This window comes from Ruminiclostridium papyrosolvens DSM 2782, from assembly GCF_029318685.1.
GTDB classification, from domain to species: domain Bacteria; phylum Bacillota; class Clostridia; order Acetivibrionales; family DSM-1351; genus Ruminiclostridium; species Ruminiclostridium papyrosolvens.
This window is the reverse complement of sequence record NZ_CP119677.1, coordinates 3,607,833-3,624,950: the sequence shown is the minus strand read 5'-3', so window position 1 is coordinate 3,624,950 and position 17,118 is coordinate 3,607,833. Positions and strand designations below refer to the sequence as shown.

Sequence of the window (17,118 nt, the reverse complement as noted above, 5' to 3'; positions counted from 1 at the left end):
AAAAAGAAGTCGATTTTCTAGATTTAATTAACTTAAACTAAGAATGCACAAATTGACTCCAATAAGTAAGGTTCTAATCTAGCTAAATTATAAAATGCGAGGTATGATATGGAGAAAAGAAATCATCATTATGTACCGCAGTTTTACTTGAACTATTTTACTGATCCATCTACTCCTTCTATATATTCTCCTTACGTTTGGGTATATGATAAAGCAGATGAATCAATTAAGAATAAGGCACCTAAAAATATAGCATACGAAAAAGGATATAATGACATTGAGGATTCTGAAGGTAATATTTCTTCAATTGTGGAAGACCAATTTGAAAAAGAAATTGAAACTCCTGTATCTCGGGTGTTTAGAAAGTTGGTAAAACTAAACTACATTTCAAGAAGTGAACGATTAATGCTTTGTAAATTCGTATTTTCTATGGTTGAAAGAGTGCCTAAGTTTAGTAAAACATTCAAAGTTTTAATTGAAAGTGGGAGAATAAAGGAACTTTCAATTAAGGGAATTGATTATGATAATCTATCTTCAAAAGTTATGATGGATTCTGTTGTAAGAGTGACACATGTAGCAAGTCATTTACTTCTAAGAATGAGTTGGTCATTACTTATTGCTCAGGAAGGAACAAGTTTTATAACATCTGATAACCCAGTTGTTATAAAAGACCCTGATAATCTAAATATGGAGTTATGTGGGTTTGCAAGTAGTCCACAAGTTGAAGTTACTTTTCCTCTAACACAAAAAATTTGCCTGTTTGGGTCGTGGGGAAGATATAGAAGAATTATAGAACAGGTTAATGCGGATGAGGTAAAAGAAATCAATTTTGAAACTTTTAAATACTCTCATAAATACTTGTTTTCTAGCTCAAAAAATTTTGCTAAAGAAATTTTGATAGTAAACAATATGGTCAATAACGGACTCATATGCTAGACATTAAGCTGGTCAACTATCTGTCCAATATGAAGCTATCCAGCTTCTTAGTAAGCTGAAATTTTTTAAAACAGTTAATAATGATTTCGCATAAATTCATCGCTGCTAATATAATAAATTTCAATCTGTTAAATGTTTAAATACATATATTTATACTAAGTTAAAGTGATTCCGTTCTATTACTAAAATACTATTTCATCATTCCAATATTTTCAGTGCGGGTTAATTCCATTCTGTTTTATAAACTTCACAAATGAAAGATACTAGATAAATTTTCCATAGAAAGCATGTGATTTTTATGCGTGTTGAAACCATTATTACATCAGAAAATAGAGTACGCTATGCTCTTGTAGATACGAGTGGTGAATTTGTAGTACCTGTTTTAAAATATCTTAAGTTTAAGGATAATAGTGGTTCGGCAAGGAACTCACTGCGTTCATATTGCTATCATTTAAAATTGTTCTTTGAATATTTAGAAAAGAAGAATCTGGATTACTTAAGTATACAGATAGATGATATTGCTGAATTTATTCGGTGGTTGCAGAGTCCATTTGGTAAATTAAATGTAACACCTATAGCTTTAACAGAAATGGGTAGATCACCGAGAACTATTAATACTGTACTTTCTACTGTTTTAGGGTTTTATGACTATATAAGGAGACATGAAGAATACAACAATCAATTATCGGTTCAGATGATTAGGCAAATTTCTGGTTCAAGAAGAGGATTCAAAGATTTTTTATATCACATAAGCAAAAATAAAAAATATAATGCAAAATTATTTAAAATCAAAGTTCCAAAGCAAAAACCAAAGACTATTCCCAAAAAGGATATTGAGACACTTATAAATGCTTGTAATAATATACGGGATAAATTTTTAATCCAACTTCTATGGGAAAGCTCTATCCGGATCGGAGAAGCCCTAGCTTTATGGCTTGAAGACTTTGAAATAGATGGTAATAAAATACATATTAGAGATCGCGGACAACTAGAAAATATGGCAGAAATTAAAACAGTATGCAGCCCCAGAGATATAGACGTCTCTAACGATTTAATAAATTTCTATTTTGACTATATTGCTGAATGCCATACGGATGAAGTAGATACAAATCATGTATTTATAAAGCTATCTGGTAGAAGTAAATATAAGCCTATGGAGTATCAAGATGTTGTATCATTATTTAAACGGTTAGGAGAAAAAACAGGTATTATAATAATGCCCCATGTTTTAAGGCATAGTTCATTAACCGAACTCAGAAGATCTGGATGGAAAGATGAGCATTTGATGAAACGTGCTGGTCATGCCCATATACAAACGACATTACAGATGTATGTTCATCCCAGTGATGATGACATTAGGAAAGAATGGGAGAATGCCCAAAGAAATTTTACATGTAGATTAGATGAGGAGTGACTTTTGTTGAAGATTAGTTATCAACCTATTGAAGTAGAAGCAAATAAACTTATTGCGGAATTAGACGGGTATTGGCTTGAAAATGATATTTGGGATATTAACTCCCCTATTTTTGATAAGTATAGACCAGAAAAGCTACATAAGAAAACATCGGTAATCAATTTTTCGAAACTTAGTTCTGGAGTTAAAGAAGAAATAAAATATTTCCTTATGATAAATATTACTTCACAAAAAATGAGTTTAAATCTTGCCATTCATTATGGGCTACACCTAAGTAGGTTTTCAAGATTTGTGAAAACTCATTATCCTAAAATGCTTTCATTGACAGAAGTTTCTCCCGAAAAATTAAAACGGCAGTGGACTACATACCTTATAAGCGAGGGTGCAAAAATAAATAAAGCTGGTAAATTATCTAACAGCTATTATGAATCAATGGTAAATCAACTTATTAAAATAGTATTTGATTTTTATGATACCAGAAACGAGTTCGAAAAAGATATTTGGGACTGCCGTAAGATACCAGGTGCTAGAATAGGAATTACTAATACAGGATTTTTACTTGATTTTTTGAAAATACCAATGCAATTCCGTGACTTAGCAAAAAGATATTTAAAAGTTAGAATTGTAAGTCGTTCATGGGATCAGTGCTATATTGACCTACAGTCTTTAAAATTGTTTTTCACATTTTTTGTTAAAAACTATCCAAGCATAACTACTTTAACTGACCTTAACCGAAATGATTTTGAGAATTATTTGGCATGGTTCAAGAACTATACAAAAGGCATGGAAAAAACTCATATAGCTTATTTTGTTAGTCTTAAACTTTTTATTAGTTATATTCAAATGGCTGATTACCCAGAGGCGCCAGTTAAAGATATCAGTAAATTAATTTTTGATGAGGACTTCCCCAAAAAGAAAATTAAAGCAGATGAAAATATTAAATATATTCCAGAAGGTGTGATTATACAATTAGAGAAAAATTTTAGTAAAATTGAACCAGCTGATTGTATTCCAATAGTTATACTGTTAAGAATATCAGGATGGAGAATTTCTGACATATTAAATTTGAAATATAATGAATGTTTACAAAAAACTTCACAGGGATGGTATCTTTGTGGTGACATTGTTAAAACTGAGGTAATGGGCCATAGAATACCTATTACTGATGAAGTAGCAGCCATAGTGAAAGTACTTATTGAAGAAGTAAAACAAAAAAGTACAAAGCAAAATAATCCTCATAAGCTGTTATTTGTCAGACTCAAAGGAAGAAGAATTGGTAAACCTCCAATAAGATCATACATAATTGATGCCCTAAACCGCTTAGCGAATAAATATGAGATTGTAGATGATCAAGGAAAAATATTTAAGTTTGCAAATCATGCATTTAGGCATACAAAAGCTATGGAATTGATCAACAATGGGATGAATCTACTACATGTTCAGAAGTGGATGGCTCATGCATCTCCGGAAATGACGTTACGATACGCAAGAATCTTAGATACAACAATGAGAAAATCATGGGAGGAAGTTGCTCGGCAAGGAATTTTTAAGATTGATGATACAGGAAACATAAAAAAGATTGATATAAGCGATATTGAAAACGAAAATGTTATTGAATGGGAGTATATAAGGTATAATCTTGATGCAGTACGTATGCCTTTAGGATATTGTATGAAGCCTAAAAAGCAGGAATGTCATACTCAATTAAATCCATGCCTAACTTGCCGAAATTTGTGTACAACAGCAGAATTTATTCCTCAGTATGAATTTGAAATATGTGAAACAAAAGCTTTAATTGAACGAGGAAAAATGCAAAATAGAACGGTATGGGTAGAGAAAAACCAAGCCTTACTGGAAAAATATGAGACAGTGCTTGAGGTTCTTAAAACAGGATGCTTATATCACAAGGCTGGGAAAAAAGGTAGAGAATTTGTTGGGGAGGAAAGGAAAAATGATTCATTCTGAGAGAAATGTTGAGGGATTAAGATCTTATGCTGAACAGAAGAGCAAAAATACCATAGCCAAAGTTGATGAAGCAATACAAAAGCTTATTAAATCCAAATCTAAAATCAATTTTAATAGTGTTTCAATGGAGTCCGGAGTATCAAAAGCATTCCTTTACAATAACGATGAAATACGTGAAAGAATCGATATTTTACGAAAGCAGCAGGAGGGTCTATCTTCCCCATCTCAGGTTAAAAGAGAAATGACTAATAATAGTAAGGATATATTAATTGCTGCAAAGAATAAGCGTATAAAAGAGTTGGAAGAAGAAAATAAAAGGTTAAAAGACGAGCTGATGAAGCTCAGGGGTAAATTGTATGATATGCAGTAATTAGTGCTTTATTGAGAGAATAACCTTAGTGATAAAAGTTCCGATTCAATTATAAGGAAACGAACTTCTAACAAATTCAGTATCCAATCACTAATTATATGTATATAAATAGATCAAAAATCATTATAAAGTTCCTACTCCAATGATTATAGGAACTTTTGATAAAATAGTTAGGAGCAATGAAATGGAGAGTAAACGTACGCCGGTAAAGAAGAAGGCCAAGGAACTTGCCAAGTTCCTAAGAGAAGAAAGGCCAGATTACTATTATTTAAAAAATGTATTTCGTGAATTGCGGAAAGAACTTGAGGTTGAGATACAAGCGGATTCGAAAAAATTACCTTATGTTCCTACAGAAGATGAGTTAAAACGATACTATAATGAAGTATGGAACTCAAGTAATTTTCAAGACATGCTTATAATCAAAACCTTACTATATACTGGTGTCAGAGTAAGTGAGTTGATTAATATTAAACTTGATAATGTTGATTTTCAAGACTGCCAAATCAGGATAAATAATGGCAAGGGTAACAAGGATAGGATAGTTCCATTTCCTCACTCATTCAAAGAGCTGCTGGCCATGCATCATAATAATATGAAAAAAAATAATGCATCATATTTATTTGAATCTTCATGGAAAAAAAAGTATACCGACAGAGGAATTAGGAAAATAATGGCGAAATATTCAGAAAAGGCTAATTTACAGAAATCATTATCGCCACATAAACTAAGGCACTTTCTGTTTACATGGCTTAAAAAGCAGGGTATTGATGACTCATTGATTCAGCCATATTCAGGACATGAGAGTCGGCAGACGCTAGAGGTTTATTCAAAGTTGTCTTTGGCAGATGCCCAGGAGAAATATAATGAAGTAATAGCAAAATTCCCAATATAATAACTTAATTGAAGGTGATAAATGTGGGTGGAAACGATAACGTTAATTTATCAATATCAGCATTATTAAAAGATACACTAATGGTTGATAGACTATCTATAGAAGAAGCGATTTCTAAATTAAATACTCGTTTATCAAATCAAAAGTTGAAAATTGATACTAAGCAAATAGAAGAATTCTCAAAAATCATAGACAGCATATCTATACTACAAACTAATCCTAAAAAAGAAATCAGCAACACATGTAATAAAATCAAGGATACGACTAAACTTAACTATTTATCAAACTTAATATCATATGCTTATTTATCCTTATCAATAAATGATTTTACTAAATCTTTTCTTGATTCTATAGAAATCGTAAATGATATCGAGAAGAAATATATTAAATACACAGCAATACTATTAAAATATGGGTGGACCCCGGCTAAGCATATAACTCTACCAGAAATCAACAAAATAATTGAATTATATGACTCAGATATAGATCGAAAACAGGCATTGATTAATAAAAAAATAATAACTTTTTACAGAAAGGAACTACTTGAGGATGTTCTTAATGAATGGTCAAAGAGGAAAATACTCCAAGACAGATTGGATATTCTAAAGAATATTATCGATGCACATATCTCCGGTAAATACAGTTTAGCTGTACCAGTATTATTAGCTCAGATAGAAGGGGTAATTGCAAAAGGCTTTTGCCACAAAGGACAAATGCATGAGCCATGTTATAAGGCATATATTAATGAAATTTTATCGTTTAACCCACATAATGGTTATAATATACTCATTTCAGATTTTTTTGTAAATTCAATGATGGTAGACTTTACATATGGAGAACCTGTTGGATCTAAAACAAGCAGGCATGCTATATTGCATGGAGCTGATACAAATTACGGTACAGAAGAAAACTCGTTAAAGTTAATCTTATTTTTGGATTATATTCAATCAAAATTTCAATACTTCTCATGTAATTCAAGTAATGTATATCATTTAGCAGGATGTAATATGGTACATCCTATTAGTAGAGACGAGGCAAAAACTGAACCAAGTAATATAAGCGAGTATTTTGTTATCAGTACGAGTAAAAAGAAGAGATATTTTACAAAAAATATGATTTTTTACGAGAATGAAGATACTCCAATATTAAATGGCTTAAGACCTTGTAAAATGTGTATAGCGGATTAAATACTTTAATCCATTACACATAAAAATCAGCACAAAATATGGTAAGGTTTGAAGGGGTATTTGAATGATTATATTTACACAGGATAATAAAAGAATGCTAGGAACTCTTATGAAAGCGACGGTTGAGCTTAGACAAGCTTTAACTGTTCAAGAATATGTAGTAAGCTTTAGACAACAGGTTTTTAAACATTTCTATATGGGTTCAGTTCTAGATGAAGTATTAAATGTGGAAAGTTCTATTCTTAAGTGGAGTGAGTTCCTATCTGAAGATATTCAAGAAAACAAAATTACTGATGAGGTAGAAATAAAAGTAGAAACGTCAATCCTTCAGGCTGTTAATAATGAAATACAGATGTATAGAAGAAAAACATTGAAATATTAACAAAACTTATTCTATTTCAGGAAACAAATCAGGAAGAGTATTATAAATATTTTGTTCTTCTTTATGATTACAATAGGCAAAAACGAGTTATAAAAGACTATAAAGACTTTTATAGTGAAGCACCTAACAGTGAGCTCTTTTATTTGAGTGAAATTACTGAAGAGTTGAAAAAGTGTTTTATAACGATACAAGAGAATAATTGTTGGTTTATTAATCAAAAAATAAAGCCGTATGATATTAATGGGTTATTAATTAAAACAAATGAAAATAGCCTAAGGGGTATGCTTCTAAAAGCTATTCCAAAAGCAAATATCTATGAAAAAATTATGTTGGGGTTATCCTACCAGAAGTATTCTCAAGCTAGTAATTCAATTCATAATGGAGTAAATTTAAATGAGGTTGATAAAGATTGGATTGAAAATGCTGTAAAGATTGAAATGTTGATAATAACCTTGATAATAAATAAATGTCAAATACTATTGGATCTTTACCCTCATGATGCAAACAAGGAAATACCTGAATTGGTTGCAAGTTTTGATAAGAGTAATATTTGGATAGCTCCCTTGTTTAAAAACGTATATGAAATTAACGACTATGTTTATACTAATGACGGATCTTTAGGGAGAATTGAAGAAATTATTACAAGTAAGATAGGCTATAATACACTAAAAGTAAAATACCTTGTTGATAAATTTCCCGAGTATGGAGAATTTGGATTTTATCCTGCTCATTTGGTTATGAGGATACATTCACGGAAACAGCTAAAAGAGATAATGATAAAAAATGCAAACGATACCCAAAAAGAAGTTTTTAATATATTCTTAACTGAGGAGAAACTAACAAGAGCCTTAGATGACCTAATGACAATGTGGTGGAGTAATGGTTATAAAGAAAAAATTTTATATAAAGATGATTCAGCCTTTGATAAGACAATTAAAAATGAGTTATCAGAACGGGATAGTTTAGATCTTTTATTGAAACAAAAGCTAAAAGAAATTAATAGTAAGGTATCAGAAAATACTTAAGTATGGAAATGCTATGGATTCCAAAGAATCAGTAATCAAATTTTATATTTATTATGTCAATTCATATGATTTTAATGGCAGTCCACTTTAAATATTATAATGCATATATGGAAAAAACTTAATGATACGTTGATGTTGGGACAAGTAAAAAGCACGATATATAATTTTTTATAAGAAAGTGAAGGTGATTATATGGGTGGTAAAGAGTCTATTCGCGGTTTTATTTATCAAGGATTTGCATCTGTATTAGAGGCGTTAACACAGGATTATTGGGATAGGATTTACGTTGAATACCCAGTTGGAAATAAAATAGATATAGCATTGGAGCTAAATGGCTGTTTGATAAAATCAATACAAGTAAAGTCATCCATAAATTTATTTAGTAAGAGTAGCATAGCGGAATGGATTAACGAGCTTACTACTGAAGCTAAATCCAAGGAATACTCAATTTTTCTTATTGGTTCATGTGATGAGGATGCAACTACATTCATAAATGCTATATCATACTATAAAACAGGAACGATTCCTAAAAAATCCAAAAAATCCTTAAAAGGCTTCAATACAACTATTTTTGATACCCATAATATCACAATTACTGTGCTACCTTTTAATGAATCAATTTTACAAAGCATAACAAGAGATGCACTACACAGATATATATCCTTTAAAGAATTTAAATTAGAATTCAAAAGGTTAGAATTAATATCAAAAGCCTTAACTTTTGAGCAAATGTTACTAGGAATAGAAGGAGATAGCATATCAAAGGTAGACTTTGATAAAATAATTTTTGATTGGATAGACCTTACAAGTGTGGGCATGTTAAAAAGTGTTTTTCAACATGCTAAACATGAGTTAGTGTTTTATAATCAAGAAACAAATAAATACTCACCTACTATGTCTGAGTGCTATATTACGGAGTACTACAGTTATAGAAAATACCTACAGGATTATACAAATAGTTGTATTAAATTAATTATGGCTATAGATAGCATTAAATTACCGACTCACGATATTGTGAAACCAAAGGAGAAAGAAAATAATATAACAACAATTATAGATGAAATAAATCCTAAACCTCAAAGTCTTATCGGTTCAGATATTCTTAAGAATTTGGTTCCCATTGATAGTTCAAGTTTTATACCAAATATGCTTGAATTTCTTAGTAACTATGCTGAAATTTCTGATACAAAGAAAGAAGAATCTATTAGAGAAATTAAAGAATTGTTTGATATTGATATAGAAAAAGAATTTTTCTTTGTTGGTAATTTTAAAAAAGAAATGAACTATGGTAGTTATAGAAACACATCATATAAATACAGCGGTAGTGATATTGAAGAACAAAAACATAATATGATAATTGATTTACAGTATAAAATTGCTGTATACAAAATATTCGTAAATTTTATAAATAATATTAGTATGTACTGCGTTCTTCCTATAGCTATACATAACATAAGTGAAAACACCGATGAAAACATTACTGTAAAATTATTTATAGACAAGTCTTCTGTAAGGCTATTTCAAGGAGAACAGTATCCTAATGATGATTATAGTCAGTACATAGCAGAGCCTTTCTGCAAAGATAACGGAATTATTAGCAGTATATTTGGATTTAAAGCGGATAGTAATATAGGTGTAGAACCAGAAAATCAAAATAGGTATGTAACTATAAACCAAAATGCTACTCACGAATATACATCTGAGGATTTTTATGCTGAACTAGACAAATACGTTGCACAAAACACCTATGATGACAAAGATTTTTATATTGTTGAACTTAAACTAGAAAAAGGCTTACGCCCCAAAGAACTTAAATTTCTCAATAAGATTGTTATACTTCATTCATTAAAAAGCAACCTAGAAATAAAATACAAAATTTTATCTAACAATACAGATGGTTCAAATGAGGGGATTTTGACCGTAATAAAATCTAATCAGTAAATTGGAATTTTAGAGACTGTGAATATTTACCCTATATAAGGCATCTCATAGTCATGACCACACGTAGAACGTGTGGCATGCTCTAGCCCTATAAGGGCATTTTACTAGCTATGTCTAAAGACATATTGAATTGTCCGCCAACCGCGTTTATTTCACAGGCAGCCCCTTAAGGGGCTGTTATTATTTGCCTTTCTTTACTGGCTCGCCCGTAAACGGGTCAATATGCTCTATCAGACTCATTTGGTCACTTGCTATGTCATTCTGTAATTGGTTTTGTATATACTTTGCAATTGCATTCTTATTTTTGCCTACTGTATCCACATAAAATCCCTTGCACCATAAATGTCTATTCCCATATTTATACTTTAAGTTGGCATGTCGGTCAAATATCATTAACGAACTCTTCCCTTTTAAATATCCCATAAAACTTGATACACTTATCTTAGGTGGAATACTCACCAACATATGTATATGGTCCGGACAAGCATTTGCTTCTATTATTTCTACTCCTTTTTGGTCGCATAACTTTCTCAATATTTGACCTATATCTGCTTTTATTTTTCCGTATATTACTTGTCTGCGATACTTTGGTGCAAACACTATATGATATTTGCAATTATATTTACTGTGTGCTAAACTTTCACTATCCATTTGGATAACCTCCTTATTACTGTAATTGCGGTTGGCAAACCTGCAACTATTTTAACAAGGAGGCTTTTTATTTTCCACTCAAAGCTATAAGCTTTCCGGAACCACACGTAGAACGTGTGGTATTCGTTACACAAAAACACTAACGTTGTTTACATGTAAACAACGTTAGTAGCCTAAATTGTAAGCATCTTATTTTCGAAAATCAAGATATACGAGTCTCAAACTTAATGAGATTAAGAATGTAAAATGAACTTTTCAGGACATTTCATTCTCAAACTTTATGAGAACCCACAGTGATTGTTGGAGTTTAATAAAGTCGTATACTAGATAATAAAGTAATGTACTGAATAATAAAGATGTGTACCGGATTTTGACGTGATTATCAAATTGGTACACATCTTTTATTTAAGCAAATAAATAATAATTCAAGGTGGATAGTTTCCAAACATTATAGCCCTTGTAACTGGGCTACTGATCAAATCCTTATACCCGTTTTCAAAAACATTACCAAGTTTAAAGCCGGCATCTACTAATTCTGCAAGCATCCTTCCTTCGTCACAAGAATATATAAGACCATCATAATTACATGATAATTGCCCTATTGAACCACCACAGGGTGAACGTAATTCCATGAAATTCAATGGAGCAGTGCTAATGATTTTTTTTAGAAGTATTGTAGCACTGGTTTATAGCGTTGCCATTTTCCATTGTTCATAATTTGATAGTTGAAGCTCTCACTTTGATATGGTAAATTTGTTCTATATAGCTACCGAAGAAAACTTTTACGAAACGGTAGAAGTTGTTAATGCTATTCTAAAATTGTACCACTTACCGGTAAAAAAATAGGCCACCTTAATCAAATTTTCCTGTATGATTTTGTTATCCAGACACTATCGTACAGGAGGAAAGGTATGATTAAGATGGCACAATTAGAAGATATCAGAAAAATGTACTTTATGGAAGACCTAAGTATCAGAGAAATAAGCCGCAGAACCGGAATTCACAGGGATACAATTTCAAAGTATTTATCTCTGGAGGAGACAAAACCTCCTAAATATAAGCTAACCAAAGAACGCAACCATCCTGTTTTAGGACCATATATACCAATGATTCGGCAAATTATCGAAGATGATAAGCAAAGGCATCGTAAACAACGGCATACCGGAACAAAAATATTTGGAATTTTAAGGCAAGAAGGCTTTAGCGGTGGTTACAACACTGTTTCTGACTTTCTCAGGCAGGAATACAGAAAACAAAAAGAAGCATTTCTTCCGTTGGAATTTGAGCTCGGAACTTATGCGGAAGTAGATTGGACAGAGGCATATTTCTATCTGAACGGTAAGGAAACAAAGGCTCATATTTTTGTTATGAAATTGAGAGGCTCTGGAGGCTTCTATGTAAGGGCATATCCCTTTGAGAAGCAGGAGGCATTCTTTGACGGACATATTAAATGTTTTGAGTTTATGAAGGGTGTACCCTACAAGATAGCCTATGACAATTTAAAAACAGCAGTTAAGAAGGTACTTCAGGGCAGTAATCGGGAAGAACAGGAGCAATTCATATCTCTTCGCACTCATTACCTTTATGAATCTACATTCTGCAGACCTGCTAGGGGTAATGAAAAAGGCGGAGTAGAAAATGCAGGTAAAGAAGTAGTCAGAAGATTCTTTGTACCTTATCCGGATGTAAATTCCTTTGAGGAATTAAATCATTACTTACATAATGAATGTATTAAGCTATTAGAGAAAAACTCAAAATGGGAAGCTGAAAAATCCGCATTAAGGCCATTGCCCACAGTAAGGTTTGATGGAGCAAGGTATAAAGAGGCTAAAGTTAACCGATATTCAATGATACAATTTGAAACCAACCGCTACTCCGTCCCTACTTCATATGTTGGAGAAAAGGTGACAGTTAGGGCAACTGCTGAAGAGATTAAAATTATCTCAAAAGGCTCTACAATCGCAGAACATTTCAGAATACATGGCCGCAATAAGGATAGTATCATACTGGATCACTATCTGGAACTTTTGCTTTTCAAATCTCGAGCATTAGGAAATACAAAAGTATACAACCCTCAGACACTTCCCCCTATCTATGAACAATATCGCCGCTGCCTGTTAGCAAGGAATCCCAGAGGTAACCGGGAATTTGTAAAAATACTTATGCTCCATAGAGATTACCATCCTTCACAGGTAACTGAAGCTATTGAAATAGCAATGGAATACAATGTTTACGGATATGACGGGGTACTTAACATACTGGGGCAGACATTGGTTTTAAGCCATAAAGCAGATCCCATTAACAAGGACAAGCTTCAGAGCATTCCGGAAGTTATTGTAACACCTCCTAATCTTGATAAATATAGCATACTGATGACAGGGGGTGATCATTAATGGCCGTTAACAAAATGCTTCTAGAAGCATATTTTAAAAAACTAAAAATGCCTCAGGCTGCCAAGATCTACGAGTCTTTAGCGAGAGAAGCCGCAGATAACAATCTTGATTATGAGGGTTACTTGTTAGGAGTATTGGAACAGGAAGTTCACCAGAGAGAAAACAACCGTATTCAAAGAGGCATACGTCAGGCATGCTTTCCAGTAATTAAAACACTTGAAAGTTTTGATTTTAAAGTAATCCCGTCCCTACGCAAGCCCAAAATATTGAAGTTAATGCAGGGGGAGTATATTGGGAACAGGGAAAACATAATACTTGTAGGTAGCTCTGGTGTAGGTAAAACACATATTGCAACGGCTCTAGGTTATGAAGCCTGCCGTCAGGGTATGAGAGTAAAATTCTATACGGCAGCAGGATTGATAAACGAATTACTTGCAGCACAACAGGAATATCGTTTAAACAAGCTTGAAAAACAGTGGTTGGGGCCACATTTAGTTATTCTGGATGAATTGGGATATGTACCATTCAGTAAGGTAGGTGCGGAATTGCTGTTTCAGTTTTGTTCTTCCCGATATGAAAGAGGTAGTCTAATCATAACTACAAATTTGGAATTTCCAAAATGGACGGAGGTGTTGGGAGATGAACAAATGACTGCGGCTTTATTGGATCGGATAACCCATAATGCCCATATATTAAATATTAATGGTGACAGTTATCGGTTTAAACAGGCCCTTGCCAAACAGACTGAGAATGTTTAAATTTTTATGTATAGGTGGCCTAAAATTTGACCAGCAAGTGGCCTAAATTTCGATTGACATTAACAAGAAGTCAAAAAACACCCAATGGGTAAAATTTATATTAGTTACGGAGTGATATTGTGGAGAATATTCAGAAATTGATTGACGGTTTAATGAATAGTGATGACAAAAAGGCTTATCAATGTTTAAAGCAATTGGAAAATGAAAGTTGCCAATCCAATGTCGTATACCCGTACTTTGATGTGTTTGCAGATATGCTTGAAAATGTGAATTCTTATATAAGGACAAGAGGCATTGTTTTGATTGCTGCAAATGCACAGTGGGATAATGACTATAAAATAGATGAAATTATTGACTAATACCTTCTGCATATTACAGACGATAAGCCGATTACTGCACGGAAATGCATTAAGGTATTGCCTATTGTAGCAAAATACAAGCCGGATTTGAAGCAGGATATTTTGAACGCACTATATCGTGCTAATCCTGCAAGATACAAAGAAAGTATGCAATCGCTGGTGGTAAAAGATATTCAAAAGTGTTTAAACGATATTGAAAATCTACAATCTTGTAAAGGATTTACCCCCAGGAATTAATTTTTAACAGGTATGGTTTATCAAATTTAGCAAATAACATAACGTTTTATTCGTAGAATTTACCTATTTATCTATAAATTCTTATATTAGCTTATCAGCCCAATCTGTGTTTAGTACAAGTTCAAATCTTGTAGAACCAGTACAGGTATAGCCAATCAAATCATATATGGCATCAGAGTTTTTTTCCCTTATGTATTTTACCAATACTTTTGCTAATGTTAGTTCGCATAGTTCTTCCTCAGAGATAGGGGGATTGTGATTAACAGCTTTGTTGAATTCTAGCTCAATAATAAAATAAAAGATAGAATCAACATAACCTTCACAGTAAAGATTAACTGCTGCTTGCAAAATTCTTTTGGTGCTGTAAAACTTTGTTTTAAAGTTTTCTTCGGAAAAATAGCTGTGCAAAAAACCTTTATGGTGAATTATTTTATATATTGAAACTACTGATGATAACAAGTCTTTATATGAATCATCTTTTGGTATTACCTGATACATTTTACAGCCTCCCAAGAAATTAATTTTTATGTTGCCTTAAATGTTATATAATTAAAAATAAAGTAATAATTTTACAAATTAAGTATAGTTGATTTAATTCACGCTTTCAACATAGACTGTAGTATTTATAAATAAAAGCAGGAGGACGTAGCTATGAATGTAAGAATGGCAAACCATAATGATGCTGATACGCTTATAAAGGTTAGGTTTGACTATTTTGCTGTTGAAAAATTGGAAATAGCTGATGATAAGAGAGATTTGATTAATTCTCATTTAAAAGAGTATTACTCAAAGCACTTAAATCTTGATTTTTTTGCTGCTTTCGTTGAGGATGATAGTGGAAATATTGTATCGACAGCATTCTTAGTAATTTTTGAAAAGCCCGCAAATTTATCCTGGCCAACGGGCAAAACAGGAATGATTCTCAATGTTCACACTTATGCTAAATACCGTAAAATGGGATATGCTACAAAGGTAATGAATTTACTGATTCAAGAGGCAAAAAATCAAGATTTATCTTATATTGAGTTATCGGCGTCAGAATTAGGGAAACCATTATATAAGAAGTTAGGTTTTAAAGAATTGGAGCATTCTCATTTTACAGAAATGAAAATGTATTTACTTTGACATAATATTCAAAAAAATGTACAACTCCCCACAAGCTATATAGCCTGTGGGGGTCATAGCCAAAAGGATTTATTGCTAAAAGCTGTTTCATCGCCTCAAGAAATTAAAAAGCCTTCGACAGTCGAAGAAACCTTGCTTGTAAAAGAAAACCTGATTATCAACGGATAGTTTTCCGTTTAAGCAGTCAAGCTGCAAAACCAGTTCAAAAGTCTCAGAAGGCAATAAATTCGCCAGTTTCTTCAAGATGTCCTGATACTTATCGGAGAATTCCATATAGGCAGCAGAACTGGTGAAATCGTCGCCCAAATTATCAATTCTTCTGTCCATACAAGATTGAATGAAAGTTTCCCTGCCCATAAAATCATCGTCATTGTTAAAAATCATATATTCCCCTCCAAAGAAAAAATGGAGGGAAAATTAAAAAGTGCGGATAGGTGTGACCCTACACGCACTTGTTTTATTGCAAAAAAAAGCAAAAGCAAGTATAATAAAAACTGGTTGCTGTGGTGGACGAAAGTCCATACGTGTGGGTGGTAACATCACCTGCATGAGTTTCTGAGTGTTGGCGCACTTAGAAATCATGGCAACTATTTAATTTTCCCTAAAAAGATTATATCTATTATGGGAGATTTTTGCAACAAGTTTATAACATATTTACTTATAGTACAGTCAATGCAGACTCACTGCTAAAGGATTTTTATAACCAACAAATGTAAAATGTTCTTGACATTTTGGATTTTTATATATATGATATATGTAAAGACTTATTTACATTGGAGGTATATCATGAAAATGTTTTTTTCAAAATTAGGCTTTCGTAAAATGGACGAAATGGAGAAGGATATTGCCCTTAAGGCACAAAGAAATGCTTTGATTTATGTTTTATTAGTTTTAGTAATATGGTCTTTGTTCGAATCTTTCAAAGTATATACACAACACGTATCTCTCAATTTAGTACCCGGCTTTTTATTAGTATCTACCAGTTTTGTACTGATTTTATCGCAACTTGTGTTGCAAAAAAGAGCTGTAAAAGGTGATGATGAATATAAAGACACTACTCCAATTTTAAAAATTACCGTAGTAGGGGTAATTGTGGCGGCGATTATTATTTCGATTGGTGCTTTGATAGTCTATTCAGGAGTATAAAAAATGAAAAATAATATTAAACAATTAAGAAAAGCCAAAGGTTTACGTCAAGAGGATATGGCTGTCTCATTAAATGTCTCAAGGCAAACAATAATAGCAATAGAAAACAACAAATATAATCCAACACTGGAGTTAGCTATGAAAATGGCTAGATTATTGGATACGACCATAGAAGAATTATTTGTTTTAGAGTAACTTCCTGGCTTTACCAATATGAAAGTGATTTAATTAGGAATTTGAACGCATATTGTCATACATGTCTGCCGCTTTTCGAATACTTTAGAACTTATATAACCAGACTAATAAAATAGGTAAATATTCATAGTATACTATGAAT

The 17,118-nt window shown here is 32.2% G+C and carries 19 protein-coding genes; 15 read left to right on the top strand and 4 right to left on the bottom strand.

What is annotated here, in order from left to right; genetic code table 11:
• Positions 1–108: 108 nt before the first annotated feature.
• The 9 genes from P0092_RS16185 to P0092_RS16145 all read left to right on the top strand — a co-directional run bounded on the left by P0092_RS16185 (position 109) and on the right by P0092_RS16145 (position 10,112).
• The gene (locus tag P0092_RS16185) at positions 109–936 is read left to right on the top strand and encodes a DUF4238 domain-containing protein (protein WP_004616413.1); all 828 of its coding nucleotides are present in this window, start codon (positions 109–111) and stop codon (positions 934–936) included.
• Between the two features lie 298 nt (positions 937–1,234).
• Positions 1,235–2,350 (top strand): tyrosine-type recombinase/integrase, encoded by a 1,116-nt coding sequence (locus P0092_RS16180; RefSeq protein WP_004616415.1) that lies wholly within the window; start codon positions 1,235–1,237, stop codon positions 2,348–2,350.
• A gap of 6 nt (positions 2,351–2,356) precedes the next feature.
• Positions 2,357–4,315: a site-specific integrase gene (locus P0092_RS16175; RefSeq protein ID WP_276186972.1), complete on the top strand. Its 1,959-nt coding sequence runs from the start codon at positions 2,357–2,359 to the stop codon at positions 4,313–4,315.
• Positions 4,302–4,685, top strand: coding sequence for a DUF6262 family protein (locus P0092_RS16170; RefSeq protein ID WP_004616419.1), 384 nt, complete (start codon positions 4,302–4,304; stop codon positions 4,683–4,685). The genes P0092_RS16175 and P0092_RS16170 overlap by 14 nt, the downstream gene beginning before the upstream one ends.
• A gap of 184 nt (positions 4,686–4,869) precedes the next feature.
• On the top strand, positions 4,870–5,577 hold the full coding sequence (locus P0092_RS16165) for a tyrosine-type recombinase/integrase (protein WP_004616421.1): 708 nt from the start codon (positions 4,870–4,872) through the stop codon (positions 5,575–5,577).
• A gap of 23 nt (positions 5,578–5,600) precedes the next feature.
• Positions 5,601–6,764, top strand: coding sequence for a hypothetical protein (locus P0092_RS16160; protein ID WP_004616422.1), 1,164 nt, complete (start codon positions 5,601–5,603; stop codon positions 6,762–6,764).
• 64 nt (positions 6,765–6,828) lie between these two features.
• Positions 6,829–7,146: a hypothetical protein gene (locus P0092_RS16155; protein WP_004616423.1), complete on the top strand. Its 318-nt coding sequence runs from the start codon at positions 6,829–6,831 to the stop codon at positions 7,144–7,146.
• 143 nt (positions 7,147–7,289) lie between these two features.
• The gene (locus tag P0092_RS16150; protein ID WP_004616424.1) at positions 7,290–8,171 is read left to right on the top strand and encodes a hypothetical protein; all 882 of its coding nucleotides are present in this window, start codon (positions 7,290–7,292) and stop codon (positions 8,169–8,171) included.
• Positions 8,172–8,363: 192 nt separating this feature from the next.
• Positions 8,364–10,112 carry a hypothetical protein gene (locus P0092_RS16145; protein WP_004616425.1) on the top strand — a complete coding sequence of 583 codons (1,749 nt, stop codon included), beginning with the start codon at positions 8,364–8,366 and terminating at the stop codon, positions 10,110–10,112.
• A gap of 180 nt (positions 10,113–10,292) precedes the next feature.
• On the opposite strand, the gene tnpA is transcribed toward P0092_RS16145, so the two are convergent.
• On the bottom strand, positions 10,293–10,763 hold the full coding sequence (gene tnpA, locus P0092_RS16140; protein WP_004616426.1) for an IS200/IS605 family transposase: 471 nt from the start codon (positions 10,761–10,763) through the stop codon (positions 10,293–10,295).
• Positions 10,764–11,188: 425 nt separating this feature from the next.
• Complete coding sequence (locus P0092_RS16135; protein WP_276186971.1) at positions 11,189–11,395, bottom strand: SPASM domain-containing protein; 207 nt, start codon at positions 11,393–11,395, stop codon at positions 11,189–11,191.
• Positions 11,396–11,674: 279 nt separating this feature from the next.
• Between P0092_RS16135 and istA the strand changes: the two genes are divergently transcribed.
• The 3 genes from istA to P0092_RS22080 all read left to right on the top strand — a co-directional run bounded on the left by istA (position 11,675) and on the right by P0092_RS22080 (position 14,273).
• Positions 11,675–13,156, top strand: coding sequence for an IS21 family transposase (gene istA, locus P0092_RS16130; RefSeq protein ID WP_004616428.1), 1,482 nt, complete (start codon positions 11,675–11,677; stop codon positions 13,154–13,156).
• Positions 13,156–13,914, top strand: coding sequence for an IS21-like element helper ATPase IstB (istB, locus tag P0092_RS16125; protein WP_004616432.1), 759 nt, complete (start codon positions 13,156–13,158; stop codon positions 13,912–13,914). The genes istA and istB overlap by 1 nt, the downstream gene beginning before the upstream one ends.
• A gap of 119 nt (positions 13,915–14,033) precedes the next feature.
• Positions 14,034–14,273 carry a hypothetical protein gene (locus P0092_RS22080; RefSeq protein ID WP_338054725.1) on the top strand — a complete coding sequence of 80 codons (240 nt, stop codon included), beginning with the start codon at positions 14,034–14,036 and terminating at the stop codon, positions 14,271–14,273.
• Between the two features lie 318 nt (positions 14,274–14,591).
• On the opposite strand, the gene P0092_RS16115 is transcribed toward P0092_RS22080, so the two are convergent.
• Positions 14,592–15,008, bottom strand: coding sequence for a hypothetical protein (locus P0092_RS16115; protein WP_004616435.1), 417 nt, complete (start codon positions 15,006–15,008; stop codon positions 14,592–14,594).
• A gap of 153 nt (positions 15,009–15,161) precedes the next feature.
• Between P0092_RS16115 and P0092_RS16110 the strand changes: the two genes are divergently transcribed.
• Positions 15,162–15,635, top strand: a complete 474-nt coding sequence (locus P0092_RS16110; protein ID WP_004616437.1) for a GNAT family N-acetyltransferase — start codon at positions 15,162–15,164, stop codon at positions 15,633–15,635.
• 87 nt (positions 15,636–15,722) lie between these two features.
• On the opposite strand, the gene P0092_RS16105 is transcribed toward P0092_RS16110, so the two are convergent.
• Complete coding sequence (locus P0092_RS16105; protein ID WP_004616439.1) at positions 15,723–16,019, bottom strand: hypothetical protein; 297 nt, start codon at positions 16,017–16,019, stop codon at positions 15,723–15,725.
• Positions 16,020–16,421: 402 nt separating this feature from the next.
• On the opposite strand from P0092_RS16105, the gene P0092_RS16100 reads away from it, so the two are divergent.
• Both P0092_RS16100 and P0092_RS16095 read left to right on the top strand, forming a co-directional pair.
• A complete protein-coding gene (locus P0092_RS16100) occupies positions 16,422–16,781 on the top strand; it encodes a hypothetical protein (RefSeq protein WP_004616440.1) in 360 nt (119 codons plus the stop codon).
• Positions 16,782–16,784: 3 nt separating this feature from the next.
• Positions 16,785–16,976, top strand: a complete 192-nt coding sequence (locus P0092_RS16095) for a helix-turn-helix transcriptional regulator (RefSeq protein ID WP_004616443.1) — start codon at positions 16,785–16,787, stop codon at positions 16,974–16,976.
• Positions 16,977–17,118: the final 142 nt, after the last annotated feature.

What these genes read in the sequence shown, in the direction of transcription:
- P0092_RS16185 (WP_004616413.1), top strand. Translation starts at nt 109, where the DNA reads ATGGAGAAAAGAAATCATCATTATGTACCGCAGTTTTACTTGAACTAT.
- P0092_RS16180 (WP_004616415.1), top strand. Translation starts at nt 1,235, where the DNA reads ATGCGTGTTGAAACCATTATTACATCAGAAAATAGAGTACGCTATGCT.
- P0092_RS16170 (WP_004616419.1), top strand. Translation starts at nt 4,302, where the DNA reads ATGATTCATTCTGAGAGAAATGTTGAGGGATTAAGATCTTATGCTGAA.
- P0092_RS16165 (WP_004616421.1), top strand. Translation starts at nt 4,870, where the DNA reads ATGGAGAGTAAACGTACGCCGGTAAAGAAGAAGGCCAAGGAACTTGCC.
- P0092_RS16155 (WP_004616423.1), top strand. Translation starts at nt 6,829, where the DNA reads ATGATTATATTTACACAGGATAATAAAAGAATGCTAGGAACTCTTATG.
- P0092_RS16145 (WP_004616425.1), top strand. Translation starts at nt 8,364, where the DNA reads ATGGGTGGTAAAGAGTCTATTCGCGGTTTTATTTATCAAGGATTTGCA.
- tnpA (WP_004616426.1), bottom strand. Translation starts at nt 10,763, where the DNA reads ATGGATAGTGAAAGTTTAGCACACAGTAAATATAATTGCAAATATCAT.
- P0092_RS16135 (WP_276186971.1), bottom strand. Translation starts at nt 11,395, where the DNA reads ATGGAATTACGTTCACCCTGTGGTGGTTCAATAGGGCAATTATCATGT.
- istA (WP_004616428.1), top strand. Translation starts at nt 11,675, where the DNA reads ATGATTAAGATGGCACAATTAGAAGATATCAGAAAAATGTACTTTATG.
- istB (WP_004616432.1), top strand. Translation starts at nt 13,156, where the DNA reads ATGGCCGTTAACAAAATGCTTCTAGAAGCATATTTTAAAAAACTAAAA.
- P0092_RS16115 (WP_004616435.1), bottom strand. Translation starts at nt 15,008, where the DNA reads ATGTATCAGGTAATACCAAAAGATGATTCATATAAAGACTTGTTATCA.
- P0092_RS16110 (WP_004616437.1), top strand. Translation starts at nt 15,162, where the DNA reads ATGAATGTAAGAATGGCAAACCATAATGATGCTGATACGCTTATAAAG.
- P0092_RS16105 (WP_004616439.1), bottom strand. Translation starts at nt 16,019, where the DNA reads ATGATTTTTAACAATGACGATGATTTTATGGGCAGGGAAACTTTCATT.
- P0092_RS16100 (WP_004616440.1), top strand. Translation starts at nt 16,422, where the DNA reads ATGAAAATGTTTTTTTCAAAATTAGGCTTTCGTAAAATGGACGAAATG.
- P0092_RS16095 (WP_004616443.1), top strand. Translation starts at nt 16,785, where the DNA reads ATGAAAAATAATATTAAACAATTAAGAAAAGCCAAAGGTTTACGTCAA.